The 24,662-nt window shown below is 70.4% G+C and carries 23 protein-coding genes; 5 read left to right on the top strand and 18 right to left on the bottom strand.

Annotation, left to right across the window (positions count from 1 at the left end; genetic code table 11):
* Window positions 1–144: 144 nt before the first annotated feature.
* Genes QRX50_RS42340 through QRX50_RS42350 form a run of 3 tightly spaced genes read left to right on the top strand, consistent with a single transcriptional unit; the run spans window position 145 to window position 2,791 of the window.
* The gene (locus QRX50_RS42340) at window positions 145–1,977 is read left to right on the top strand and encodes an amidase (RefSeq protein WP_285968705.1); all 1,833 of its coding nucleotides are present in this window, start codon (window positions 145–147) and stop codon (window positions 1,975–1,977) included.
* Window positions 1,974–2,174, top strand: a complete 201-nt coding sequence (locus tag QRX50_RS42345) for a hypothetical protein (RefSeq protein WP_285968706.1) — start codon at window positions 1,974–1,976, stop codon at window positions 2,172–2,174. The genes QRX50_RS42340 and QRX50_RS42345 overlap by 4 nt, the downstream gene beginning before the upstream one ends.
* Window positions 2,175–2,230: 56 nt before the next feature.
* A complete protein-coding gene (locus QRX50_RS42350; protein ID WP_285968707.1) occupies window positions 2,231–2,791 on the top strand; it encodes a GrpB family protein in 561 nt (186 codons plus the stop codon).
* Window positions 2,792–2,849: 58 nt separating this feature from the next.
* On the opposite strand, the gene QRX50_RS42355 is transcribed toward QRX50_RS42350, so the two are convergent.
* From QRX50_RS42355 to QRX50_RS42410, 12 genes are all read right to left on the bottom strand, one after another.
* A complete protein-coding gene (locus QRX50_RS42355) occupies window positions 2,850–3,461 on the bottom strand; it encodes a TetR/AcrR family transcriptional regulator (protein ID WP_285968708.1) in 612 nt (203 codons plus the stop codon).
* Between the two features lie 54 nt (window positions 3,462–3,515).
* On the bottom strand, window positions 3,516–4,490 hold the full coding sequence (locus QRX50_RS42360; RefSeq protein ID WP_285974695.1) for a phosphotriesterase family protein: 975 nt from the start codon (window positions 4,488–4,490) through the stop codon (window positions 3,516–3,518).
* 12 nt (window positions 4,491–4,502) lie between these two features.
* Window positions 4,503–6,158, bottom strand: a complete 1,656-nt coding sequence (locus tag QRX50_RS42365; protein WP_285968709.1) for an AMP-binding protein — start codon at window positions 6,156–6,158, stop codon at window positions 4,503–4,505.
* Window positions 6,159–6,370: 212 nt separating this feature from the next.
* Entirely contained in the window at window positions 6,371–7,141 is a 771-nt protein-coding gene (locus tag QRX50_RS42370; protein ID WP_285968710.1) for an SDR family oxidoreductase, read from the bottom strand.
* Window positions 7,138–7,890 carry an SDR family oxidoreductase gene (locus QRX50_RS42375; RefSeq protein WP_285968711.1) on the bottom strand — a complete coding sequence of 251 codons (753 nt, stop codon included), beginning with the start codon at window positions 7,888–7,890 and terminating at the stop codon, window positions 7,138–7,140. Before QRX50_RS42375 ends, QRX50_RS42370 begins: the two co-directional genes overlap by 4 nt.
* Window positions 7,891–8,046: 156 nt before the next feature.
* Window positions 8,047–8,466 carry an aconitase X swivel domain-containing protein gene (locus QRX50_RS42380; RefSeq protein WP_285968712.1) on the bottom strand — a complete coding sequence of 140 codons (420 nt, stop codon included), beginning with the start codon at window positions 8,464–8,466 and terminating at the stop codon, window positions 8,047–8,049.
* Window positions 8,463–9,758, bottom strand: coding sequence for an aconitase X (locus QRX50_RS42385; RefSeq protein ID WP_285968713.1), 1,296 nt, complete (start codon window positions 9,756–9,758; stop codon window positions 8,463–8,465). The genes QRX50_RS42380 and QRX50_RS42385 overlap by 4 nt, the downstream gene beginning before the upstream one ends.
* Window positions 9,759–9,761: 3 nt before the next feature.
* Window positions 9,762–11,051: an FAD-dependent oxidoreductase gene (locus QRX50_RS42390; protein ID WP_285968714.1), complete on the bottom strand. Its 1,290-nt coding sequence runs from the start codon at window positions 11,049–11,051 to the stop codon at window positions 9,762–9,764.
* Window positions 11,052–11,060: 9 nt separating this feature from the next.
* Window positions 11,061–12,683 carry a dihydroxy-acid dehydratase domain-containing protein gene (locus tag QRX50_RS42395; RefSeq protein WP_285968715.1) on the bottom strand — a complete coding sequence of 541 codons (1,623 nt, stop codon included), beginning with the start codon at window positions 12,681–12,683 and terminating at the stop codon, window positions 11,061–11,063.
* Between the two features lie 107 nt (window positions 12,684–12,790).
* The gene (locus QRX50_RS42400; protein ID WP_285968716.1) at window positions 12,791–14,149 is read right to left on the bottom strand and encodes an MFS transporter; all 1,359 of its coding nucleotides are present in this window, start codon (window positions 14,147–14,149) and stop codon (window positions 12,791–12,793) included.
* A gap of 118 nt (window positions 14,150–14,267) precedes the next feature.
* A complete protein-coding gene (locus QRX50_RS42405; RefSeq protein WP_285968717.1) occupies window positions 14,268–15,221 on the bottom strand; it encodes a LysR family transcriptional regulator in 954 nt (317 codons plus the stop codon).
* Window positions 15,222–15,612: 391 nt separating this feature from the next.
* Complete coding sequence (locus QRX50_RS42410) at window positions 15,613–16,377, bottom strand: SDR family oxidoreductase (protein WP_285968718.1); 765 nt, start codon at window positions 16,375–16,377, stop codon at window positions 15,613–15,615.
* 72 nt (window positions 16,378–16,449) lie between these two features.
* On the opposite strand from QRX50_RS42410, the gene QRX50_RS42415 reads away from it, so the two are divergent.
* Together QRX50_RS42415 and QRX50_RS42420 are read left to right on the top strand one after the other, a co-directional pair.
* On the top strand, window positions 16,450–17,808 hold the full coding sequence (locus QRX50_RS42415) for a dihydroorotase (protein ID WP_285968719.1): 1,359 nt from the start codon (window positions 16,450–16,452) through the stop codon (window positions 17,806–17,808).
* Window positions 17,805–18,527 (top strand): GntR family transcriptional regulator, encoded by a 723-nt coding sequence (locus QRX50_RS42420; RefSeq protein WP_285968720.1) that lies wholly within the window; start codon window positions 17,805–17,807, stop codon window positions 18,525–18,527. Before QRX50_RS42415 ends, QRX50_RS42420 begins: the two co-directional genes overlap by 4 nt.
* A 60-nt stretch (window positions 18,528–18,587) precedes the next feature.
* Here QRX50_RS42420 and QRX50_RS42425 read toward each other — a convergent pair whose 3' ends face one another.
* The 6 genes from QRX50_RS42425 to QRX50_RS42450 are packed head-to-tail and all read right to left on the bottom strand — an operon-like array spanning window position 18,588 to window position 24,444.
* A complete protein-coding gene (locus QRX50_RS42425; protein ID WP_285968721.1) occupies window positions 18,588–19,349 on the bottom strand; it encodes an SDR family NAD(P)-dependent oxidoreductase in 762 nt (253 codons plus the stop codon).
* The gene (locus QRX50_RS42430; RefSeq protein ID WP_285968722.1) at window positions 19,346–20,152 is read right to left on the bottom strand and encodes a sugar phosphate isomerase/epimerase family protein; all 807 of its coding nucleotides are present in this window, start codon (window positions 20,150–20,152) and stop codon (window positions 19,346–19,348) included. Before QRX50_RS42430 ends, QRX50_RS42425 begins: the two co-directional genes overlap by 4 nt.
* Complete coding sequence (locus tag QRX50_RS42435) at window positions 20,149–21,075, bottom strand: polysaccharide deacetylase family protein (RefSeq protein WP_285968723.1); 927 nt, start codon at window positions 21,073–21,075, stop codon at window positions 20,149–20,151. The genes QRX50_RS42430 and QRX50_RS42435 overlap by 4 nt, the downstream gene beginning before the upstream one ends.
* Window positions 21,076–21,095: 20 nt before the next feature.
* Window positions 21,096–21,833, bottom strand: a complete 738-nt coding sequence (locus QRX50_RS42440; protein WP_285968724.1) for an SDR family NAD(P)-dependent oxidoreductase — start codon at window positions 21,831–21,833, stop codon at window positions 21,096–21,098.
* On the bottom strand, window positions 21,830–22,810 hold the full coding sequence (locus QRX50_RS42445) for a Gfo/Idh/MocA family protein (RefSeq protein WP_285968725.1): 981 nt from the start codon (window positions 22,808–22,810) through the stop codon (window positions 21,830–21,832). The genes QRX50_RS42440 and QRX50_RS42445 overlap by 4 nt, the downstream gene beginning before the upstream one ends.
* Complete coding sequence (locus QRX50_RS42450; RefSeq protein ID WP_285968726.1) at window positions 22,807–24,444, bottom strand: ABC transporter substrate-binding protein; 1,638 nt, start codon at window positions 24,442–24,444, stop codon at window positions 22,807–22,809. The genes QRX50_RS42445 and QRX50_RS42450 overlap by 4 nt, the downstream gene beginning before the upstream one ends.
* Window positions 24,445–24,662 lie beyond the last annotated feature (218 nt).

The raw sequence follows: 24,662 nt of genomic DNA on the forward strand, positions 1-24,662 counted from the left end.
CCGGTCTGTCTGGACCGGAAATGTGCTCGTTATCTACGAAAACTCCCCGGCAACCACGGGGTCTTAGCGTCTCGCGTGCCCTTCCCCATCGGCTCAGAAGCGAGGCAGTACGTGGCACAACCAGGAAGACTCACTCGGAGATCCGTGCTCGGCGGCGCCGGTGCGGCGGTCGCCGGTGGCACCCTTTCCCTCACACTGGGTGCGGCGCCGGCGAGTGCGGCGCCGTCCGGCGGCCCGGCGCTGCCGGCGGTGAACCAGATCCCCCACCGCGGCCGGCTCGTGGACTACGAGATCACCGAGCTCGCCGCGCTCCTGCGCGCGGGCCGCACGTCCAGCGTGGAGATCACCCAGGCCTACCTCGGCCGGATCTCGAAGCTCAACGGTCCCTTCGAGGTCTACGGCGACAATGGCGCGTACAACGCGTTCGTGCGCGTCGACACCGCCGGCGCACTCACTGCCGCGCGAGCCGCCGACCAGCGGATCTCCAACTGGCGCCGGCACGGCGGCGACCTGTCGCCGTTGTGCGGCATCCCCATGGGCATCAAGGACTCCGTGGGCATCAAAGGCCTGAACGCGCAGGACGGCAGCCCGGCGTTCACGGGCAACAAGGCGCTGCAGGACGCCACAGTCGTCGCCCGGCTGCGCGCGGCCGGCGTGGTGCTGCTGGGCAACACCATCTGCTCGGCTTTCTCCGGATCGATCACCGGCACGTTCGCGGGCAACGCCTGGAGCCCGTCGCACGTGCCGGGTGGATCGAGCCAGGGCTCGGGGGTCGCGCCCGTCGCGCGGCTGGCCGCGGCGTGCATCGGCGAGGAGACGGGCGGCAGCATCATCATGCCGTCGGCCGCGAACGGCGCCAGCGGGATCAAGCCGTCGCTGGGCACGGTGTCGATCGCGGGGCTCATGCCGCTCTCGCCGGGTTACGACGTGCTCGGCCCGATCTCCCGCAGCGCACGGGACTCGGCGCTGGTCCTGAGCACGATCCTCGGTCCGGACGCGGTGAACGACCCGCAGACGCTCTCGGCGCCCCTGCCGTTCCCGGTGATCCCGTCGTCGCCCCGGCCCGGGCGGACACCGTTGCGGGGCCTGACGATCGGCGTCCCCCAGACGGACTGGATGAACGTGGACGGCACCATCAAGACCGGGGTCAGCCCGCAGGACACCTACGGCGCCGAGCACCTGAAGGCGTTCAACCGGCTGGTGGGCCAGCTGAAGAGCCTGGGCGCGCAGGTGAAGGAGTTCCCAGGTCTGGACATGACCGACCCCGCGCAGAACCCGTACTTCGCGTCGGCGGACGTGCTGGCGACGATGGACGGCTCGCCCGTGTCGCCGTCGGCCGCGGTGGTGAACGCCAACCGCTACGAGGTCCGGTTCGTCGCGGCGGTGGCGGACTTCTGCGCGAGCGGCATTCCGACGGCCGACGCCGTCGCGACCCTCACCGGCCAGTACGGCCGGCGTGCGCCCGGCGAGACGGCGGCGAGCTTCGCCAGCGCCGACCGCTTCAACGGCGGCATCCCCGCCTCCGTCCGCTACGAAGGCGAACAGCGGCGGCGCCGGCTCATCGCCAACTACACCCGGGCGCTGGAGGACGCCGGCGTCGACTTCATGCTCGTGCTGGCCCTGGGCGACGTGGTCGGCCAACGGGCCGGCGGTGGCCCCGGCTTCCCGGTGTACCGGGCGTACTACCAGGTACCGAACGCGCTGGGCTGGCCCATGGTGAGCTTCCCCGTCGGTTACACCGCCGGCCTGCCGATCTCGGCCCAGTTCTGGGGACCGCGCTTCGCGGAGCCCGCCCTCGTCCAGTCCATGGTCGACTACCAGGCCCACTTCCCCGAGTACCACACCGCGGCCCCACCGGACCCGGTCTTCGGGACCGCCACCCCGAAGACGGCGCCGCGCGCCCTCGCCCCGGCCTCCGAGGACCCGACCAACGACCCGATCCTGGGCGAGGAAGCGATCCGGAGGGCTCTCTCGTGAGCGTCGCCGAACCCACCCGGTTCCTGACCGTGGACTTCTCGACCCCGGTGGACATCGGGTTCCTCCCCCAGCACGCCGAGATCCCCGCCGTGTCCCCGCTGACGATCGGCTGGGCTCCCCGGCTCGGCACGACCTACCTGCCCTTTGACCCGGCGGACGAAACAGCGCCGACCGATCGGACGCCACCTCGCCCGTGATCCCCGGCGGGCACCGACACCGAAAATGTCGGTGCCCGCCGGTAGCTTCGGCGACCATGACCGAACCCCCGGCCTGGGCTCACGAGAAACCGCACGTTGCCGCTGCCGACCCTGCGTGGGCGGTGCGCGGTGCTGAATTGTGCGCGCGGTTGGCCGTAGTGCTGGAGCAGTGGCTGGTCGACAGGGTGGAGCACGTCGGATCCACGGCGGTGCCCGGTTTGGCGGCGAAACCGGTCGTGGATGTGATGGCTTCGGTAACCGACGTCGACGTGGTGGTGGCCTCCGCCGGTTCGGCTCTCGCGGCGGACGGCTGGGCCTATGTGCCGCCGTCGCTCGATGTCGCCTCGCCGTGGCGGCGCTTCTTCGTGCTCCCCGACGCGAATGGCGAGCACCGGGTGGCCCACCTCCACGTGCTCCCAGCCGGCCACCCGCGCTGGCAAGCTCAGCTCACCTTCCGCGACGCCCTGCGCGCGGACCCGGCTGTGAGCGCGGAGTACGCCGCACTGAAACGCCGCCTCACCACGGAAACCACGGACCGCGAGGCCTACACGGCAGGCAAAACGGACTTCGTCACCCAAGTCCTGGCGCGCCACGGGGTGGTGCTGCCGGTGGAATGAGGTGCCCCAACCCGGCCACAGCGCGATCTCGCACGCCTCGGCGGAGCCGAGGCAGAAATTACCGGCGCAACATCGAGAGAAGCAAATCTGCGAACTGGTCCCCCACCTCGCGCGCCGACAGCGATCCGCCGCGGCGGTACCACGTGCCCAGGTGGTGGACCGAGCCGAAGAAGAAGTCCACGACCAGGTCCGCGGGCTTGTCCGTGCGGAACTCGCCGGAAGCCTGGCCTTCTTCGATCAGGCCGCGGAACCGTTCGTGGTACTTGCGGCGTTCGGCGCGCACGGCCTTGCGTTTGTCGGCGCTGAGCTGGTGCATGGACTGCAGGAAGATGGTGTTGTCGTCGAGGTTGTCGATGCTGCTGACGACCACGTCGGACGCGGCGGCGGCCAGGCGTTCGCGCACGGGTGCGGCGCTGGAGGCGACGCGTTCGAGCTGGGAGGTCTGCTCGCGCAGCACGCGGGCGTAGATCTCGTAGAGCAGGTCGTCCTTGGAGCCGAAGTAGTGGTACATCGCGCCCTTGGTGACGCCGGCGGCCTCGACGATCTCCTGCACCGAGGTGCGGTCGAAACCCTTCTTTGCGAAGAGCTTCGTCGCGTGCTGAAGCAGGCGGCGAGGCACCGCGGGCGACTCGTCGGAGACGACGGCCTTGCGAGTGCCGGCCCGGGTCATCGCCACACCCCCTCCGGGAACTCAGAGAACAGCCAGCCTACCGGCCGTGGCCGGTCAGTACCCGTCCCCGTGGTCGAGCAGGCGGCGCGGGTTGTCGACGAGCATCGTGGTGAGGTCAGCTTCGCTGACGCCGCGTTCGCGCAGCGCGGGGAGCACGTCGTTGGTGATGTGGAGGTAGTGCCAGTTGGGCAGCACGGCCTCGCGCACCGGGGCCTCGAGCCAGTCGAAGTAGCACGAAGCGTCGTGCGAGAGCACCATGCTGCGGGCGTACCCGCGCTCGCACATCGCCGCGACCGTCGCCACGCGCTGTTCGAACGGCAGGTAGACGTCCACGCCGAAGCGGTCCATGCCGAGCAGCGAACCGCGGTCGGCCAGGGCCGTGAGGTAGCCGAGGTCGGCCGAGTCGCCGCTGTGCCCGATCAGCACGCGGCTCAGGTCCACGCCCTCGGACTCGAACACGTCCTGCTGCTCCAGCCCGCGCCGCGTGCCAGCGTGGGTGTGGGTCATGATCGGCACGCCCGTGGCCCGGTGTGCCTTCGCGACCGCGCGCAGCACCCGCTCGACGCCGGGTGTCAGGCCGGGCTCGTCGGTGGCGCACTTGAGGATCCCGGCTTTCACGTCCGTGCCGGCGATGCCCTCGGTGATGTCGCCGACGAACATCGCGACCAGCGGGTCGTCACCGCCGAGCATCGTGCCGGGTCCGCGCAGCGAGAGGTAGTGGGGCACGTCGTTGTAGGTGTACAGCCCTGTCGCCACCACGATCTGCAGGCCCACCTCGGCGGCGACCTTCTGCACCCGCGGCACGTAGCGCCCGAGTCCGATGACGGTCGGGTCCACGATCGTGTCGATCCCGGCGTCCTTGAGCGCCTGCAGCTTCGCGATCGCCTCCGGCACGTGCATCGACTCGTCGAACCCGTCGTGCTCCGGGTAGTTGGCCACGAACTCGGGGCTGAGCACGAAAATGTGCTCGTGCATGAGCACCTTGCCCAGCGCCGCCGGCTCCACCGCACCGCGGACCGTCTCGACCACTGTCACGTCCTCCTAGCCTCGGGCACGCAGCTCGCGCCTCAGGATCTTCCCGCTCGTGGTCTTCGGCAGCTCGGCGAGCACCTCGACCGATCGGGGGTACTTGTAGGCGGCCAGCCGCTCCCGGCAGTAGGCCACCAGCTCGTCCGGATCGGGCGCAGCGCCCGGCGCCCCGCTCACGTACGCCTTCACCGTCTCGCCGCGGTACTCGTCCGGCACGCCCACCACCGCCGCCTCGCGGACGCCGGGGTGCGTGTACAGCACGTCCTCGACCTCGCGCGGCCACACCTTGAACCCGGAGGCGTTGATCATGTCCTTCTTGCGGTCCACGACGTAGACCCAGCCGCGCTCGTCCATGAACCCGACGTCGCCGGTCAGCAGCCGCCCGCCCGGAAGCGCCTCGGCCGTGGCCTCGGGCCGGTTCCAGTAACCGGGCACGACCATGGGCCCCTCGACGGCGATCTCGCCCGCCTCGCCGAACGGCAGCTCCGTGCCGTCGTCGGCGAGGATCCGCACGATCACGCCCGGCACCGGCAGCCCGATCGACAACGTGCCCGACGCCGGGTCCACCGGCGCCTCGACCCCGCTCGGCACCACGACGCAGCCGGCCGTGGTCTCGGTGAGGCCGTAGCCGTTGTGAATGTACTGGCCGAACCGGTCGCGGAACGCGTTGACCACCGCCGGCGGCAGCGCCGCGCCGCCGGAGTACAGCGCGTCGAACGAGGCGAAGTGCTCCGGGGTGACGTCCGGGTGCGCCATCAGCGCCATGTACGCCGTCGACGGGCCGACCATGTACGCGGGCTTGTGCTCCAGCAGCGCACCGAGCACCACGCCGGCTTCGAAGCGGTACGCGAGCGCCAGGGTGCCGGCGATCTCGATGGCGTAGGCGACCTCGCACACCATCCCGGTGATGTGGAACAGCGGCGCGAGCGCGAACACCGTCGCGCCCGGCTCGACACGGCCGGCGCCGGCGAGGATCACGGCGTTCGTGCCGAGGTTGCCGTGGGTGTTGGTGGCGCCCTTGGGTTTCCCGCTCGTGCCCGACGTGTAGCTGATCAGCGCGATGTCGTCGAGGCCGAGCCCGAGGTCAGTCGGCGGGTCACCGGGAGTCGAGCGCAGGACCTCGAGCAGGTCGGCCGCGCCGGGCGTCGCCTCGCGGCGCACCTTGCCGAGCACGCGCTCGTCGTCGCGGGTCTGCAGGTCGAGCTCGCTCGTGGTCACGGCGATCGTCACCGAGCTGTCCGGCACGAGGGCGCCGACGTAGTCGTGCCACGCGGTTTGCGAGCAGACGAGCGCCTTCACGCCTGCGTCGGAGAGCACGTGGCTCAGCTCGCCCGCGCGGTACATCGGGTTGACCGGCACCACGATCCCGCCGGCTTTCCACGCGCCGAGCAGGGCGATCACGAACTGAGGAATGTTCTGCAGCACCAGGGCGAGCCGGTCGCCGCGGCCGAACCCGGAGGCCGTGAGGTGGCGGGCGAAGGCGTCGGAGAGCTCGTCCAGCTCGCGGTAGGAGATCCGCCCGTCGAAGTACGCCAGCGCCGTGGTCTCCGGCGCCTGCCCGACCGTGCGGCGGAAGGTGACCAACGGCGTGGTCGGCGTGAACTCGCTCGCGGCGGCGCGCTGCTCGTCGTAGCTCGCCAGCCAGGGCTTCGCGTCGTACCAGCTCATCCCGCGGCCTCCCTTGGACACCGACCAGTCGGTATGGGGACGCTAGAGACCCCATTGGCCGTGCGTCAACCCCGCGCACCCGGACGGACACGCCGGACGGTACGGGCGGGCACCCGCGAGGCCGAAAGCGCCCCAATGTGGCGTTCGGTGCACCCAACGCACCGAACGCCGCATTGGGTGCACTCAACGCACCCAATGCGGCATTGGGGTGTTCAGTCCTCGGGCAGGGCCTCGATCTTGCGCTGCAGCTTGTTCATCCCGCCGAGCCAGCGGTCGGTCTGCGTCGCGCGCAGCGCGTAGTACTCCGCGACCTCCGGGTGCGGCAGCACGAGGAACCGGCCCTCGTCGATGGCGGTGAACAGCGCGTCGGCGACCTGGTCGGGGTCGATCGCCGACGCGCCCATCAGCAGCTGGCCGCGCGGGCCGCTGCTCTCCAGCATCGCGGTGCGCACGCCTTGCGGGCAGATGGCCTGCACCGTGATGCCGCGGTGGCGGTAGGTCGCCGAAAGCCACTCGGCGAAGGCCAGCGCGCCGTGCTTCGTCACGGAGTACGGCGCCGAGCCCAGCGTGGTGAGCAGGCCAGCGGCCGACGCGGTGGCGATGAAGTGGCCCTTGCCTCGTTCGAGCCACGCGGGCAGCAGCTGTTTGGCGGCGCGGACGTGGGCCATCACGTTGACGTCCCAGGTGCGGGCCCAGTCGTCTTCGGTGGCCTGTTCGTCGCCGAAGGGGGCGACGCCCGCGTTGGCGCAGAAGACGTCGATCTCGCCCAGCGTCTCGCGGGCGGCCGCGAGGAGCTTCGCGACGCCGTCTTCGCTCGCGACGTCGCCGGCGAACGAGGTGCCACCGACCTCGATGGCCACCTCCGCGGCGGCTTCGCCGTTGAGGTCGGCCACGACCACGCGCGCACCGTCGGCCGCGAAGCGCCGGGCCAGCGCCCGGCCGATTCCGCCGCCGCCACCCGTGATGACAACCCCGGCGCTCACAGGCCACCGCCCAGGGTCACGCCGCCGTCGAGGACCACGGTCTGGCCGGTCATCCAGCCCGCCTCGTCGGAGAGCAGGAACGCCACCGCGCCCGCGATGTCCTCGGGCACGCCGAGGCGCTTCATCGGGTAGGCCGCGGCGACTTCCTCTTCCTTGCCCTCGTACAGGGCGGTTGCGAACTTGGTCTTGACCACGGCCGGGGCCACGGCGTTCACGCGGATCTTCGGCCCGAGCTCGGCGCCGAGCTCCTGCGTGAGGCGGATCAGCGCCGCCTTGCTCACGCCGTACATGCCGATGCCGGGCGACGCGCGCAGGCCGGCGATCGAGGCGACGTTGACGACCGAGCCGCCGTGCTCGCCCATCCACGCGTCGCGGGCGCGCCGGGTCCAGGCGATCGGCGCCAGCACGTTCACCGCGAAGATCTTCGCCGCGGCCGCCGGGTCGATGTCGAGCGTGGACCCGTAGACCGGGTTGATGCCGGTGTTGTTCACGAGCATGTCGAGCCGGCCGAACCGCTCGATCGTCTTGGCGACCGCCTCGTCCTGGTGCCCCGTGTCGTCGGCCTTGCCGGGCACGGCGATCGCGAAGTCCTCGCCCCCGAGCTCGGCGACGGCCTCGGCCAGCGGCTCGGGCTTCCGCGCGGTGATGCACACCTTCGCGCCCCGCTCGACCAGGGCCTTCGCGATGCCGAGGCCGATCCCGCGGCTGGCGCCGGTCACGATCGCCACGCGGTCCTTGAACGAGTTCACAGCACTGGTCTCCTGTTCTGCAGCCGATGGCGGCTAAGCGCTCGCTTAGACTGCAGGGTAACGGCGATCCGGCCGGACTCAAGTCCGCGGCCCCGGGCTCACCCGGGAATCACGGGAAGTGATGGTTCCCGACACTCTCCGTACCGGTCCCGGACGTCAACGCCGGAGCACGCGCACCAGCCCGTGGTCGGCATCGACCTCCACGAGGTCTCCGGTGGTGATGCGCGCGACCGGGTCGTCGTCGAAGTCGGTGATCGCCGGGACCCGGGTCACGATCGCGCCGAGCGCGGCCTTCGTGGTCAGGCGGGTGAAGACCATCGCGAGCGGCGCGGTGCCGAGCAACCGCGTGGACTGGAAGAAGCCCGACCACCCCGAGGATCCCTTGGCGCCGGGGAACACCAGGACTTTCCCGGTGAAGCAGACACCGAACAGCTCGTGGCGCCGTTCGATGATCGTGCCCGTCGCCGGGTCGATCCCGCCCCAGCCCGAGATCGTTTCGCGGGAGACCAGCGCCTCGCCGACAACCCGGCCGGGCACGATTCCCCGGCCGTGGAGCAGCACCCCGGCCGCCGTCATCGAGCTGCCTTCCCGAGCGAGCCGCGCCACCGCCCGGTGACGGCGGCGTCGACACAGTCCTCGAGCGTGCCGAACCACGCCTCGATCCCGAGGATCGCGGGCAGGTAGTGGGCCTGCTTCGCGGAGTCGGTCGCGAACACCCTCGTGCCTTCCGGAGCGACGCGCGACATCGCCGGGCAGGAGTCGGTGAGCACGCGCCCGCCGGCCCGCCGGATGGTTTCGGTCCAGCCGTTGCGGTCGGCGACCGTCCGCAACGCGCGGGGGGTCATCAGCCACAGTTCGCACCCGGACGAAAGCGTGCGCCCCTCCAGCGCGCGAGCGACCCGGCCGACCTGCTCCAGCGAAGCGTGCGGGCAGCCCAGGAGGACGAAGTCGACGTCCTCGCTGTCCCCGATCGAGTTCAGCGACTCGTAGACCGCCCGGCGCTCGGCCTCGCCGTAGCGGATCGGTTCGGGGATCGCGCGGCCACCGAAGGCGGCTTCGAGAGTCGGCGCGTCCGGCGTACGGCCCGGCAGGTGGTACATCTCCACGCCGCCGGAGGACGCGGCGGCGGCACCGAAGTGCTTGAGGTCGGCCAGATCCGGGCTGCCGAGCTCACCGATCACGACCGGCCGCTCCTCCTGGACGACGTCGCCCGCGAAGTAGCCGAGCATCCCCCAGTCCTGGAAGCCGTCCGGCGCCAGCGTCGTCTCGATGAGGTGCGTGCCGTAGCGGTTTTCCCGGTGGTGGTTGCCCCAGCACGGGATCCGGCCGGTCAGACTCGCGGCGCCCGTCGACGCACCACCCTCGCAGTTGGTCCGCGCGCCCAGGACGGAGTTGGCGTAGACGACCGCCGACGACTCCATCCAGGCGACGTGCTCGCCGTAGGTCGGGAGGTTGCCGACCTGGTAGGGCGTGCAGGTGGCGAGCACGTTGACGCCGCGGCTGCTGGCGAACGACTCGGCCTCGGCCTGCAGGTCGATCTTGTGCCCGGGGTAGGGCATGATGCCGCGCGCGTCTTCGCCGAACCCGTGCTGCAGCTGGCAGGTCGGGACCCGCATCGGCGGGATCTCGAGGTCGTCGTCGCAGTCGAGGCTGATCACCGAGAACGCCTTCGCCCAGCCGCCCTCGGCGACCAGCTTTTCCTTGGCCGGCGAAGGCTGGGTGGTCGTGCCCGCGACGTTGCGGGTTTCGCACAGCCGCTCGGCGCCGAGCGCGTCGGCGTAGCGGATCAGCAGATCCATCGCGGCCGCGACCGCGTCGCCTTCCGCACCGTCGCGCATGCGCTTCTCTTCGTCGGTGAGTCCCACCATCGCTCAGCCCTCCACGTTGTCGCGGATACGATCCCGCAACGCGGTCAGATCGACGTCGTGGACATCGCCGCCCAGGGTCAGGTCCAGCGTGTGCGCGGCGGCGCGGCCCATCGCCGAGCACGGGCCCATCACCCGGACACTCGACAACGCCGCGGCGTCGCCGTCGACACACCTCCCGGCCGCGACCAGGTTCCGCGCGCCCGGCGAAGTCAGGCTGCGCAGCGGGACGTAGTGGACGTGGTCCGGCCCGAACGTCTCCCAGACATAACCCGACACCCGGTCGTGCAGCTCGACCGGCCACGCCGTGCGCGCCACCGCGTCCTCGAAGCCGGTGCCGTGGCGGACCTCTTCGAGCGTGAGCTGATGGTCGGCGGCGAGCCACCGGGTCTGCCGCCGGCCCGGAAAGCCGTACGCCAGCACGGAAGCGTCCTTGAAGGCCGCCGGGAACTCGGTGCGCAGGAACTCGACGACCCGGTCGGCCTGGGCCCGTCCGCGCAGCTGCGCCTCGGCGGCCTCGACCGCCGTCAGCGGTGCCTCGACGTGCGTCATGTTCATCACGGCGGTGTCGCGCCCCGGGAAGAAGAAGGCGAGCCCGTCGCGGCGGACGAGGCCGTATTCGTCGGCTTTCTCGGCGACGCGGGCCACCAGTTCGGCCGGGTCGGGTTTGGCCGACTCGACCAGGCCGGTGAGCCGGATCTGCTGCGAGCCCCACACCGTCCGTTCCGGCACCCGGCACGGCAGCCCGGCTTCCCACGCCAGTGCGGCGTCGCCGGTCGCGTCCACGAATCCCTTGGCGCGGACCGAAACCGGACCGTAGCGGCTCGCGAAATCCACCCGCTCGAGCACGCCGCCGTCGAGGGCGACCCCGCTGATCGAGGCACCCAGGACGACCTTGATCCCGAGCTCCGAAACGAGGTTCTCGAACCACCGGCCCAACGCGACCTCGTCGTAGGGGACGGTCTGGGTGTGCGTGCGGTTGTAGGCGATGTCGCCGGAGCGCTCCAGCGCCGGGAACATCTCGTCGAAGATCCCGTGCGTCAGCTGGTGGTACTCGGGAGCGTTTCCGTAGATTCCGCAGAACAGCCCGATCATGGAGTTCACGCACTGTCCACCGAGGACAGGGAGCGCGTCGGCGAGCACGACGTCGCGGCCGCACCGTTTCGCGTCGATCGCGGCGGTCAGCCCGGCGATTCCTGCGCCGACGACGAGGATGTCGGCTTCGAGTGATTCCACGGAACGGTCGACGGGCCGGGTAACGGTGTTCACCCGCAGATCGGTCAGCGCGTGAGGCAACACAACTCCTTAGGACGAAGGGGACGAACGGCGCAGCGTCGCGCCCTGGTCGAGGGGCACCACGGCGTCGGCGTACACGCCGAGCCACGAACCCGGGCGAGCCGGCCAGGTCTGCGGAGCCCGGGTGACCGGGTAGTCCGCGAGCCGCTGCTCGAGCTCGGCCGGTTCCACGAGCAGATCGACGGTGCGGGCCGGCACATCGATCGCGATCTCGTCCCCGGTGCGCACCACCCCGAGCGGGCCGGGGACCCCGCCTTCGGGGGTGACCTCCCCGACGACGATGCCCTTGTTGACCAGCCCGGAGAGCTGCCCGTCGGTGACGAAGGCGACCTGCTCGCTCAGCCCGGCCCCGTTGAGCGCGAAAACCACGCTGGAGGCCATGCCCATCCCGGGGGTTCCGGTGACGCCGAGCCCGCGGAGAACGAGTACCTCACCGGGCCGCACCTCGGCGCGCTCGATCGCCGCGGTGGCCTCCGGCGCCGACTCGTAAACCCTTGCGGGGCCACGGAAAGCCCGGGCGCGTGTCTCGGTGACCGAGAGCTTCACGATCCCGGTGCCGGGGCAGAGGTTGCCCCGCATCAACACGATCGTCGAGTCCGGCCGGATCGGTTCGGCTCTGATCACGGCCGGGTCGACCGCCACGCCGGCGAGGTTCTCGGCCATCGTCCGCCCGCTCATCGTCACGACCGAGCCGTCGACGACGTCGCCGAGCTGGGCCAGCACCGCGCGAGCACCGCCGGCGTCGTCGAACTCCTCGATCGACGCGGGCCCGTTGGGCCGCACCGCCGCGAGCGGGCCGACGTTGCGGCCGAGTTCTTCGAACAGGCCGTGCACGTCGAGGCCGCCCGGGAGCTCGGCCGCGATCGCCTCGAGGTGCTTGACCGCGTTGATCGACCCGCTGACGGCGATCACCGCCGCCACCGCGTTGCGGACCGCAGCCGGCGTCATCACGGTGCTGGGCCGTCGATCGGCCTCGACCGCGGCCAGAATCGCGGCGCCCGAGGCGCGGACCGCGGCCCACATGGTGTCGCTGTTGGCGCGGGTCGGCGCCGTGCCGGGCAGCGCCATGCCCAGCGCCTCGGCGACGATGTGCATCGTGTTCGCCGTGCCCATGCCGGTGCAGACGCCGGGGCCGGTGATCGCCCGGTCCGACATGGCGCACAGGTCCTCGAAGCCGATCGCACCGGAAGCGAGCTTCCCGGCGTCGACGAACACGTCCTCGATGTCGACGTGGCGGCCGTCGTCGAGGGCTCCGCAGCTCTGGTAGCCGCAGGCGATGACCAGCGTCGGCACGTCGGTGCGCGCGGCGGCCATCAGCTGCCCGGGTGTGGTCTTGTCGCACGAGGCCAGGCAGACCATCCCGTCGAGCTGTGCCCCGTCGACGACGGCTTCGATGTCGTAGGACACCAGGTCCCGGCCCGAGAGGACATAACCACCACCACGGCCGGCGGCCATGATGAAGTCGGTCGGAGCCACGGTCCGGATCTCGAAGCCCAGCCCGCCCGCGGCGTCGATCGAGTCCTTCACCGCCGCGGCGATCACGTCGAGGTGGGCGAAACACGGCGCCAGCCCGGAGGACGAATTGACCACGGCGATCTTCGGGCGCCGGATCTGCTCGTCGGTGTAGCCCATGGACTTCCACTGCGTGCGGGTCGTCGCCCACCGGGGCGAGCCGACCGGGTGGTTGCTGCGCAGCTCGGGTCTCGTGGAGATGGTGACCTCCCGGAGTTCGGTGTGGACTATTCGGAAGCGGTTTCCGCGCGCCGGCCGACCGGGCCGGCCGCCGGCTCGCCGAGCAGCACGGTGCCCCGGGTCTCCGGGCCGATCCAGGCGCCGGCGAAGAAGAGCACGCCGCCGATCACGATCAGCACCACGGCGGTGTACTCGTACGGCAGCACGGCCTGCAGGACGGTGATCCACACGCTGTAGAGCGCGGGCAGGATGAGGCTGAGGGTGTAGACGGTGCCGTAACCCGAGGAGCGGACGCCGGCGCCGAAGCGTTCGTTGAGGTACACGACCAGGCACCCGAGCGGGGCGTTGGGCAGCACGAAGGCGACGATCGCGACGATCCCGATCGGCAAGAACCCCGCGCCGGATCGTGCGAGCAGCACGAGCGACACGTAGGCGAGGCTCGCCCCGATCGTGATGGCGACGGCGCAGCCGAGCAGCAGCTTGCGGCGGCCGATCCGCTGCCCCCACACCCCGGCGCCGATCATGCCGAGGATCGTGGCGACGTTGGCGATGATCTCCAGGGTGCTGACGTCGGAGGGATTCTGGTGCAGGACCCCGACCAGGAGCCCGGGCATGAAGGACAGGACGATCTGCGCGGCGAACCACATTCCGGTCATCAGGAGGAAAACCTGGCCGAAACCGCGGATGTTCTTCCGGTCGAACAGCTGGAAAAGCGGCGCGCGATTTCCTTCCCGGGATTTCTTGAGCTCCTCGAGATCAACCTCTTTGACGCGCGAGTAATACGCGACGTAGGCAATTCCGAGCAGGAACCCGAAGAAGAAGGGAATGCGCCAGCCCCAGGATTGCAGTGCCGGGCCGGAAAACCGCTCCAGCACGACGAGCTGGATGATGCTGATGAGCGTGATCGCCGCGGGCGCTCCGGCGGCCATCACGCCGCCGACCAGGCCACGCCGGCGCATCGGCGAGCGCTCGATGGCCAGCGGAACCGGCCCCGCGTATCCGCCGCCCAGGAAGATCCCACCGATCAGCCGGAGCAGGATCAGCCCGACGATCGACCCGTAGCCCCAGCTCGCGTACCCCGGCATGAGGCCGATCAGCAGGGTCACGACGGTGAACCCGACCCCGGTGATCATGGTGACGCGCCGCCGCCCGATCCGGTCGGCCAGATTGCCGAAGATCGGGCCGCCGATCGGCCGCCCCAGCAGGGTCACGACGAAGATGACGGTCACGAGGGTGACCTTCGTCGTGGCCGACATCGAGGCGGGTTCGAAGTAGTCCATCACCGCCGGCAGCACGAGCGCGGGCAGATAGATGTCGAAGCTGTCGACGAACAGCGAGAGGATGCCGCCGATGACCGATCGTCGTGCTTCGGGAGTCAGTCGCTCTTCTGTCAGGGGTACGGTCATCGACATCCAGGAATTCCTTCCGATCACGAATACCGCACCGATGCGATATATCGCTGCCACCGAAAGAGTCTAGGAATCCGCACCAGGGCCCGGAAGTCAGAAATGCTGATCCCGATTATCAGCCTGGGTTATGGTCACGCAGCCCCTCGCCGATGCCGCTCAGCGCCTCGCGCAGCCACGCGTGCGCCGGGTCGGGATCGAGATCGTCGTGCCACCACAGGCTCTCCACGATCCCCTCCGGTTCGCCGGGGCACTCGAGAACCCTGAGGTCGAACCGCTCGGCGAACTGGAGCGCCAGGCGGCGTTGCACCAGCGCGATCCGGTGGGTGCCGGCCACCAGCGCGGGCACGGCCTGGTAGCTCTCGACGCTCAGCGCGACCCGCGGCGCGATGCCCAGCGCGGCGAGCCGGCGGGGCACGGGCGGCAGCGCCACCCCCGGCTCCCGGTGATAAGGCACCACCCAGTCCAGCCGCTGCAGGTCGGTGAGGGAGAGCGCGGCGTCGCCGAGCTCGTGGCCCGCCCACACGACACACACCCACTCGTCGCGGAACAGCTCGGCCGACCGGAGCTTGGGCTGCTCCTCCAACTCGATCGGCGGCGCGATCACCCCGTCGACGAACCGGACGACCCGGGGCAGGTCGGCGCTGAGCGACTCACGGACGAGCCGGATCCGCAGCCGGGCGCGTGGCGCCTCCCGCTCGAACAGCTCGGCGAGGGATTGCCCGATCACGGTGAGCGTGTAGTCGGCCATCAGCAGCGTGAACTCCCGCACCGACGTGTCGGGCGCGAAGCTCGAGCCGGTGGCGAACAGCTGCTCGGCGGCCGCGCACACGTCCTCGACCTGACGCGTGAGCTGCCGCGCCAGCGGCGTGAGCACGTAGCCGCGCCCGGACCGGACCAGCAGATCGTCCTCGAAGTGCCGCCGCAGCCGCGCCAGAGCCGCGCTCAACGCCGGCTGGCTGACACCGACCCGCTCCGCCGCGCGGGTCACGTTGCGCTCCCGCAGCAGCTCCCGGAGGACGACGAGCAGGTTGAGGTCGAGCCCGGCCAGCTGCGTCGTGCGGCGGCTCATCCCGCCCCGCCGTCTGTGTGCCCGACCATTCCCGTCACCTTACGGGGCCAGGTCGCCGCGGCGAGGCGCTGTGACGTGTCTCCCGGGCACGGGCGGAGGCCGGGCACCGCCGTGCTCTTCCGCCAGGACCCAGACGGTGCTTTCACAGGGGCCCGGCCTGCGCGTCAAGGTGCCCGCCGCGCCGCGCTCACGATGCGGGCTCCGAGCCGGCGGACCGGGTCCTGCCGGCGATCAGCAACGAGCGGACGTTCTCTTGGTCCACACCGTTCCGGAGCTGGTCGTCACCCGAGTCCACCGGCAAGCCCTCGCCCGCTTCGGGCCGGTGGACGGAGAACTGATGGCTGTCGTCCTCCTCGATGAGCTCGCCGGAAGGCCGTTGCCGCCCGAGTGGTCACAGCGCGCGGATGGCTCCGCCGTCGATCGAGACCAGGCTCCCGGTCACGTAGGACGCGGCCGGCGAGAGCAGGACCGCGGCCATGCGTCCGAACTCGGCCGGGTCGCCGAGGCGGCGCAGTGGGATCGCCGCTTCCGCCCGCGCCCGAGCCTCCGGGTCACCCTTCTCGAGTGCGAGAGTGCGGTCCGTGAGCACCTTGCCGGGCAAGAGGCCGAGTACGCGCGTGTCCTGAGGGCCGAGTTCGTCGGACAGGTCCTTCACCAGCATGCCCAGACCCGCGCGCAGCCCGTTGGACACCGAGAGCCGTGGCAGCGGCGTCTTGGCCGAGCTCGACAGGACGAAGGCGATCGCCCCGCCGTCGGCCCGGTCCTCGCTCTTCGCGAGCAGCGGAGCCAGGTGACGCACGAGCCGGACCGTACCGAGGAAGATGCTCTCGAACGACTGCCGCCACACCTCGTCGCTGACGGCCGTGGTGACCCCGGGCTTGGGCCCGCCGACGCTCACCAGGGCGCCGTCGACGCGGCCGAACGCCGCCAGTGCGGCCTCGGTGAGCAGGCGCGGAGCGTCGGGATCGGCGTTGTCGACGGCGACCCCGGTCGCCGCGTCCCCCAGCGAAGCGACGGCCTTCGCGACCTTTTCCTCGTCGCGCGACGAGACGACGACCTTCGCTCCGTCGCGGACGAGCGCCTCCGCCGTGGCGTAGCCCAACCCGCTCGTACCGCCGGTCACCACGTACACGCGTTCCGAAAGACCGAGATCCATGGACACCTCTCACAGTGGGGACAGCGCATAACATATTCGCTGTATGAAGTTCCGTCATGCTAACCTCAGGACGTGCACGATGTGAAGCTCGCATTTCGCGGCGGCCTGGTGACCACGCCCACGGGCACGCGGCTCGCCGACGTGGCCGTGTCCGATGGCCGGATCGTCGCGATCCAAGAGCCCGGGACCGTGAGCGCCGAGCGGGTCGTGGACGCCGACGGCCTGCACGTCCTGCCCGGTGGAGTCGATCCGCACTGTCACCTCATGGCGGGACTTACCCCGTCGACCCGCGCGGCCGCGCTCGGCGGAACCACCACCGCGCTGTCGTTCTCCCTGCCCGAGGACGGCGAGGCGACCGTGTCGGCGTTCAACCGGGCCCAGGACCTCGTGGCGCAGGACCTCGCAGCCGTGGACCTCGGCCTGCACGCGATGTGCTACCGCCCCAACGAGCTCACCGTCGCCGACGTGGCCGAGCTGGCCGAGCTCGGCGCCGACGCCGTGAAGGTCTTCCTCGCCTACCCCGAGCTGGGGATCATGGCGACCGGGGACGGGCTGTACCGCACGATGCTGGCGGCGAAGGCCGTCGGCCTGCCGGTCCAGGTCCACTGCGAGGACGGCGAGATGGTCGAGGCGCTCGTCGAAGAAGCCTCGGCCGAGGGTCGCCGCGGGCCGCGCACGTTCGGCGGTGTGCGCCCACCGGTGCTCGAGGAGGTCGCCGTGCGCCGGGCACTCGGGATCTCCGGGCTCGCCGGCGGACGTCTCTACGTGACGCACCTGTCGAGCCGCCAGGCGATCGACCACGTGCGGGCCTCGCGAGTGGCCGGTGAGACCGAAGTGACCGCCGAAGCCTGCCTCCACCACCTGCTGTTCACCGAAGACGAGTACGACGGGCCTCGCGCGGGCGCACTGCTCGTGGCTCCCCCGCTGCGAGCCGAAGACCACGTCGCCGCCGTTCGCGAAGCGCTGCGCGACGGAACCTTGGACACGATCGGCTCCGACCACTCGCAGGAGCGAACCGAAGTCGACCGGCGGATCTCGCCGTGCGGCGACGCTCATTACGGCATCCCCGGCATCGGGGCGCGACTGCCGCTGATGCTGTCGTGGGGCCTCGACAACGGCGTCCCGCTGGACCGTCTCGTGCACGTTCTCTGCACCGGTCCGGCCGACGCCTTCGGCCACCCCGGCAAGGGCCGGATCGCGCCGGGCGCCGACGCCGACCTGGTGTTGTGGGATCCTGCTGAGAGGTGGGTGGCGGACGAGTCCTCGTTCGCCGACGGCACGAGCATCAGCCCATACGCGGGCACGGCGGTACGCGGCCGGATCCGCTCGGTCTGGACGCGCGGGCGCGAACTGGTGCACGAAGGCGAGTTCACCGGTTCCGGGGAGCCGGGACGGCACTTGATTCCGGAAAGGGGAGGGAAGACGCGATGACGGAACTCACGCACAGGACCGAGGAGAGCGCGGGCGAGGCTTCGCTCGGTCTCGCACCCCGTCCCGACAGTCTCGCGATGTCGGTCTACAACACCATCCGCCAGGCCATCGTGGACGGGAAGCTGCCCGCCGCGAGCCGCGTCACCGAAGCCGGCCTCGCCAAGCAGCTCGGTGTCAGCAAGACACCGGTGCGCGAGGCGCTGCTGCGCCTCAAGGAGGTCGGTTTGGTCGAGTCCGACGGCCCTCGCGCGGACCGCATCGTCACACCGTCCGCGGTCCGGCTGCGGGACGCGTACGAGGTGCGTGAAGCGCTCGAGATGAAGTCCGCGCGCCTGGCCGCCGAGCGCGGTCACCGCGACGTCCTCCTCGCCGCCAGGCACGAGGCCGAGCGCACCGTGGTCGCCGCGGACCAGCGCGACTTCGCCGCGTACCGCGCCGCCGACGAGGCCTTCCACACGACGATCGCGCGGGCCACCGGCAATGCCAGGCTCGCGCGCCTCATCGACGACGCGAACGCGATGATCATCGCGCTGCGCCAGCGCGACCTTCCCGGCATCGATGCCTCGCCGGTTTGCGCGAGCCAGCACATGGCCATTTCGAAGGCGCTGCTGGACGGCGACGTCGAGCTCTCGAGCAAGCTCATGGAAGAACACGTACGGTCAGTCGGAGACAACGTGGTGGCGTATCTGACCGACCACGGGGCGCCGCAGCACGCCTGACCACGTCGTCGTCGGGTGGACCGGTGGCGTGACGGGCTGATCGCCACACCACCGGTCCGGTCAGCGGGCGGTCCAGCCGCCATCGACCATCAACGTCGTACCCGTGATGTAGCTGGCGTCGTCACCGGCCAGGTACAGCGCAGCGCGGGCGACGTCCTCGGGACGGCCGAGGCGCGGCCACGGAGTGCGGCTCGTCCAGTACTCCTGCCACGCAGGGTCGCCGGCGCGCGGACTCGGGCCGGTTTCGATCTTGCCGGGCGCCACGGCGTTGCAGACGATGCCGCGCCCTGCGTACTCGGCCGCAATCTGGCGCGTCAGCTGGCTCAAGGCGGCCTTCGACACGCCGTAGGCGGTGTCCTCGCGCGCCGCTACGATCCCGTGTTGCGACGTCACGTTCACGATGCGGCCGCGGACCTCCGGCCGCCCTTCCTGGGCCAGCATCTGCCGCACCGCCGCACGGCTGAGCACGAACGGCGCCGTCAGGTTGACAGCGAGAACCCGGTTCCACTCGTCGTCTGTCGTCTCGAGGAGCTCGTGCCCGACGCTTGTCGCGGCGTTGTTCACGAGCACGTCCAGCCGCCCGAAGCGTGCGACGGCTACGGGCACCAGGCCGTCCACCGCGACCGGATCGGCCAGATCGCACTCCACGAAGACGGCACTCTCCGCGAGCTCGTCGGTCGGCTCGCCACCGTGCCACGCTTCACGCACCCGGTCCGCGACCACGACGTGCGCACCGGCTTCGGCGAAGCACAACGCGATGGCCCGGCCGATCCCGGACGCCGCCCCGGTCACCACGGCCACCCGTCCGCTGAGGTCGCTCACGTTCGGCTCATCTCCGTCAGTTTCCTCAGCTGGACAAGATCGGTGGCCAGGCTGCCGGACTCCTGGGAGCTCAGGTGGTCCAGCACGAACCAACCGGAGTAGCCGGCCGCTTCGAGCGCGTCCGACACCCGCGGCCAGTCGACGATCCCGGTGTCCAGCGCCGTACGCCGCCACACCCAAGTCCCGTCCTCCGCCCGCTCGGGCGCGACGTTCTTCACGTGTACGTGCCGCAACAGCGGCCCCAGCACACCGGTGGCCAGGAACGGGTCCTGCCACCCCTCGCGGGCGAGGCTGCCTGGGTCGTAGACCACACCGACGTGGTCGACGTCCACTTCGGACAGCGCCCGCCGCGCGAGCGACGGATCCGGCACCAGCGTGCTGGGAGCGGGCTCGAGCAGGAGCCGCACACCACGCGCAGCGCATTCCGCGGCCTTGTCCGCCAGCTGCGAGCGCAGGCCGGTGAAGTCGGTGTCGAAGTCGGTGCCGTGGCCTGTCGCGTAGACCCGCACGTGCGGGGCGTGGAGCGCCACGGCCAGCTCGCACACCCGCTGCCACAGCGGGCCGGGGTAGGCGAGGGCGTCCGGTTCGTGCACCGCCACGCCCGCGCAGGCGAGCCCGGTTTCCTCGGCGGCGCCGGCCACGGCGGCGAGCTGGGCGTCCGAAGCGGTGAGCGCCAGGGCATGCCCCACCCCGACGCCCCACTCGACGCCGTCGAGCCCGTGCTCCGCGGCGACTGCGCACAGCCGCCGCGGATCCTGGTCCGGCAGCGCCGCGCTCGCGACGGCGAGCGGTACCGCGGTCATCGAGCCCCCGTCCACTCGGCGTGGTGGTCCAGCCACCAGCGCGCGATATCGAGGCGCCGCATGAACGACACACCTTCCTTGCCCGACACGTACTCCAGCAGATCCCGCACGGCGCTCGCCCGGTTCGCCTGCCCGCTCCACCGCGGGTGGAGCCCGACCGTGAGCATCCTGGGCCCGAGCCCGTGGTCGATCTCGTCGCAGAGGTAGTCGATCCCGAGGCGCATGCTCTCGAAGAACTGTGAAGGCGAGCCGTATGTCGGGTTCAACAGGTAGCGAGTGTCGTTGTAGACCTTCGAGTACGGCACCATCAGCAGCTGCTGCCCGGACACTTCCATGAAGTAGGGCAGCTCGTCGTTGCACACGTCGGAGTCGTAGAGGAAGCCGCCTTGCTCGACGAGCAGGTCGAGCGTGTGCTCGCTCGGGAACGACCGCAGGTACCAGCCGAGTGGCCGCTCCCCCGTCGTGCGTTCGAGCGACTCGACGGCCAGCCGCAGGTGCTCACGTTCCACCTCGCGGTCCACGCGGTTGTACTCGAGCCATCGGTAGCCGTGGCCGATCACGTCGTGCCGGCTCTCCCGAACCCATTGGGCCACTTCGGGATTGCGCTCCAGCGCCGTGGCGCACGCGCCGATCGTGACCGGCACGTCGAACCGGTCGAACAGCCGGGCCAGCCGCCAGATGCCGACCCGGCTGCCGAACTCGTAATGCGTCTCGCTGCCGAAGTCCCGGATCGCCGGGTCGACTTCGTAGTCGTACTCGCCCCAACCGTCGTTGTGGTCGTCGCCGTCGAGTACGGAGTACTCCGAGCCCTCCTCGTAGTTGACGACGATGTTGATGACCAGCTTCTCCTCGCCGGGCCACCGCACCCGCGGGGCGTTCCGCCCGTACCCGACGAAATCCCGTACGCGCGTGGTCTCTGCCACTATCCGCTCCCTCTCGTGATTCACCCTGCGGTCCAGCCGCCGTCCACGGGGACGACGGCACCGGTCATCGAGGCCGATCCCGGTCCCAGCAGGAACGCGATCGTCTCGGCGACGTCCTGCGGCGGCGCAGGGGTGCCGAACAAGTTCCGTTCCCGCACGCGCTCGGCTTCGCGGCCGCCGGTTTCGTCCCGGCCGCTGCGCGCGAGCATCGGAGTGTCGGTCGGCCCCGGGCACACGCAGTTGACGCGGATCCCGTCCGGCGCGTGGTCGACGGCCATTGCCCGGGTGAGCCCGATCAGGCCGGCTTTCGCCGCGCAGTACGCCGGAAACCCGGCGCCGCCGACCATGCCGTACTGCGAGCTGACGTGGACGACGGCCGCGCCCGACCTGCCACGCATCAGGGGCAACACCGCGCGGGACACCAGGTACGCACCGGTCAGGTTCACCTCCAGCGTTCGCCGCCAGGACTCCGGTGAGGTCTCGGTGACGTCGCCGGTGTACCCGCCGATCCCGGCACAGTTGACGAGCCAGTCGACGCCGTCGAACTCAGTCCGAATCCCCGCGGCCGCCGCGCTCACCGACCCCTCGTCCGACACGTCGGCCGCCAGCGGAACGTACGTCTCCTCGTAACCGGGATGTGCGGCACCGGCGCCGAGGTCGAGGCCGGCCACGCGCGCGCCCGTGGCGAGGCACAGCTGCGTCACGGCGCGCCCGATTCCCGAGGTCGCGCCCGTGACGACGACGTTCGGTGCGGTCACGAGACCGTGACCGTTCGTCCGGTCGCGAGCGCTTCTTCCCCCGCGAGCGCGACCCGCAGAGTGGCCAGGGCATCCGCGGGGGTGCAGGCCACCGCGGCGGGATCACCCGCCTTCACCGCGGCGAGGAACCGCGAGTTCGACGCGCTGAACGGCTCTTCGGTCACCCCTGCGGACACTTCCAGACCGCGGTTGCGTCCGGTCAGCCTGAACTCCGGGTCGAGCGCCATCCGCAGCACCCCGGAGTCCGTGACGACGTCCAGTCCGTAGCGGCCCGGCACGTCCGCCGGAGTCCAGGCGATCACGACGGTCGCGACGGCGCCGCTGGTCATACGCAGCACCAGGGTGAGCGCGTCGTCGATGTTCCGCGCGGCGACACCGGGCCGGTCGACACGCACAGCGCTGCCGACGGCGAGCACCGATTCGACCTCACCGGCCACAGCCCGCGCCAGGTCGATCTGGTGGCTCCCGCGTTCCAGGAGATTGCCACCACCCTGGGCCTGATCGAGGAACCAGGGCCGGGCCGCGGTCGGACCCACGCTGTAGCCGGACAGGCTCACGACGTCGGAAGACGCCAGCTCCGAGCGCACGGCGTCGAGCAGTTCGATTGCGCGCCACTGGTAACCGACGGCGCACACCACACCCGACTCCTCCGCGAGCCGGGTCAGCTCCGTCGCCTCGGCCAGATCGCGGGCGACGGGCTTCTCGAGGTAGACCGGGATCCCGCGAGCGAGGGCCTGCCGCGCCGGCGCCAGGTGGTGTTGCGGCGGAGTACAGATCCACACGGCGTCGAGCTCAGTAGCGAGCAACTCGTCGACGTCCTTACAAGCCCGGGCGTCGTACCGTCCCGCGAACTCCGCCGTCCGCGCGGCATCCACATCGCACACCGCCTGGATCTCCACGTCCGCACGAGCGGCGAGGTCCGTGAGGTGACTGTCGCCGATCCAGCCGAGGCCGACCAGCCCGATCGCCGTGGTCATACTGCGCTCCAAAGGGTTCGCGGGTCGAAGTGGTTCGCGGGGCCTTCGGCCAGACCGCCGATGGACACGCCCGTCACGCGCAGGTTCTTGATCCAGTAGCCGATGATCGCCGGCACCTGATCGTGCTGGATCGCGGCCATCCGCGCGGCGGCCTTGAGCCGGGTCTGCTCGTCCAGCGAGGCGTTGAGATCGGCGAAGGCGCGGTCGAAGCCGGGGTCTTTCCAGTGCGCGGCGTTCCAGATGCCACCCGAGGTGTATGCGGGCAGGATGGCCTGGCTCGGGACACCGCGCGCACCCCAGTCGACGATGCCCATCGGCACTTCGAGCCAGGGCTGACTGTTGCCCGTGCCGTAGTAGGCACTCTGCTGCTGCACGTTGAGCTGCAGGTTGATTCCCGCCGGCTTCAGCGCCTGCTGCGCCAGGACCGCGTACTGCGGGATCTCCAGGTACTGCTCGGTGGTCAGCGTGACCGGGAAACCGTTCGGGTGCCCGGCGCGGGCGAGCAGGGACTTCGCCAGCGCGTAATCCTGCTTCCGCTGGGGAATCTGGGCAATCGCCTGCTTCGACACCGGGAAGACCGGCGCGAACGAGTGGTCGTTGCCGAGCTCGCCATCACCTCCGAGCAGCGCCTGAACCAGCGCGGGCCGGTCGAAACAGGCGGCCACGGCCTGGCGCACCAGCGGATTGTCGAACGGCGCCTGATCCGTCCGCATGTGGAAGCCGCGGTACTCGCTGGACGGACTCTTGATGATCTTCAGGTTCGGGGTTTCCTGCAGGGCCTGCGCACTCTGGTGCGGGGCGATCGGCCACACGTTTTCCCTACCACCCTGCATGTTGAGGGCGATGGTGCTGTCATCCGCGTAGTAGGTGAGGCGCAGGTTGTCCAGGTAGGGGTAGCGCTTGTCCCAGTAATCGGGGTTGCGCGCGAAGGTGGCGCCGGTCTCTGGCTGATAGCCGGTCATGACGAAGGCACCAGTCCCGACGCGCCCCTTCGCGAAATCACCGATCTGGTAGTTCTTCGGCAGGATGATCGCGTTGAAGTTGAATGCCGAGACGAGATAGGGGAAGTCCACGAACGGCTGGTCGAGGTGGAACGTGACCGTGTGGTCGTCGACCTTCTCGATGTTGCCGTGCGAGAAGATCCCCTTGAACGCCGACAGAGCCGACGAGTTGACCTTCGGGTCCGTCAGCAGGTTCATCGTGTACACGACATCATCCGCGGTGAAGGGCTTGCCGTCGTGCCACTTCACCCCCTGGCGTAGTACGAAGGTCCACGTGTCCGGTCGCTTGGCCGACCACGACACCGCGAGCCGCGGGTCCAGGGTGTAGTCGGCGCGCGGGAAGCACAGGTATTCACCGGCGATCTGCGCTGTCGTCTGACCGCCCTGGTTGTAGAGCGTCACCGGGTCCACGAGCGAGGCCGGCCGAGTGATCGCGACATTCGCCGTGCCACCTCGGCGAGGCGGGCCGACCGCCGGCACGGAGTTGATGCCACCGCCTTGACCGCAGGCCGAGAGGATTGCCGACGCGGCCGGCAAGCCGAGCCCCAGCACACTGGCCCGACGCAGGAATCCGCGTCTGCTCAGCCGCCGGGCCCGCACCTCTTCGAACAGGTGGTACTCGTAGTCGTCCATCGGCAGTTCCTCACTCGGGGCGCACCGAACGGCGTCACCGGGTTCCGATCCTCAGACTCAGATCGGGATTTGATATTCCATATAAGTTAGCTCCTTCAGCCTGCAGAGCACAATCCCCCACGCGACGGCGTCCACCTGCAACGCACTATTACGCCTTGACCAGCAATATTGTTACACACGGAGCAACAAGAACGTAACACGGCGAGACCGCGGCAGCC

Source organism: Amycolatopsis sp. 2-15 (genome assembly GCF_030285625.1).
Lineage (GTDB): Bacteria > Actinomycetota > Actinomycetes > Mycobacteriales > Pseudonocardiaceae > Amycolatopsis > Amycolatopsis carbonis.

Bases quoted from the DNA above. Each gene is read 5' to 3' on its own strand.
- QRX50_RS42350 (WP_285968707.1), top strand. From the start codon at position 2,231: ATGACCGAACCCCCGGCCTGGGCTCACGAGAAACCGCACGTTGCCGCT.
- QRX50_RS42355 (WP_285968708.1), bottom strand. From the start codon at position 3,461: ATGACCCGGGCCGGCACTCGCAAGGCCGTCGTCTCCGACGAGTCGCCC.
- QRX50_RS42365 (WP_285968709.1), bottom strand. From the start codon at position 6,158: ATGAGCTGGTACGACGCGAAGCCCTGGCTGGCGAGCTACGACGAGCAG.
- QRX50_RS42380 (WP_285968712.1), bottom strand. From the start codon at position 8,466: ATGACGGCGGCCGGGGTGCTGCTCCACGGCCGGGGAATCGTGCCCGGC.
- QRX50_RS42385 (WP_285968713.1), bottom strand. From the start codon at position 9,758: ATGGTGGGACTCACCGACGAAGAGAAGCGCATGCGCGACGGTGCGGAA.
- QRX50_RS42395 (WP_285968715.1), bottom strand. From the start codon at position 12,683: ATGGGCTACACCGACGAGCAGATCCGGCGCCCGAAGATCGCCGTGGTC.
- QRX50_RS42400 (WP_285968716.1), bottom strand. From the start codon at position 14,149: ATGACCGTACCCCTGACAGAAGAGCGACTGACTCCCGAAGCACGACGA.
- QRX50_RS42405 (WP_285968717.1), bottom strand. From the start codon at position 15,221: ATGAGCCGCCGCACGACGCAGCTGGCCGGGCTCGACCTCAACCTGCTC.
- QRX50_RS42410 (WP_285968718.1), bottom strand. From the start codon at position 16,377: ATGGATCTCGGTCTTTCGGAACGCGTGTACGTGGTGACCGGCGGTACG.
- QRX50_RS42420 (WP_285968720.1), top strand. From the start codon at position 17,805: ATGACGGAACTCACGCACAGGACCGAGGAGAGCGCGGGCGAGGCTTCG.
- QRX50_RS42430 (WP_285968722.1), bottom strand. From the start codon at position 20,152: ATGACCGCGGTACCGCTCGCCGTCGCGAGCGCGGCGCTGCCGGACCAG.
- QRX50_RS42445 (WP_285968725.1), bottom strand. From the start codon at position 22,810: ATGACCACGGCGATCGGGCTGGTCGGCCTCGGCTGGATCGGCGACAGT.
- QRX50_RS42450 (WP_285968726.1), bottom strand. From the start codon at position 24,444: ATGGACGACTACGAGTACCACCTGTTCGAAGAGGTGCGGGCCCGGCGG.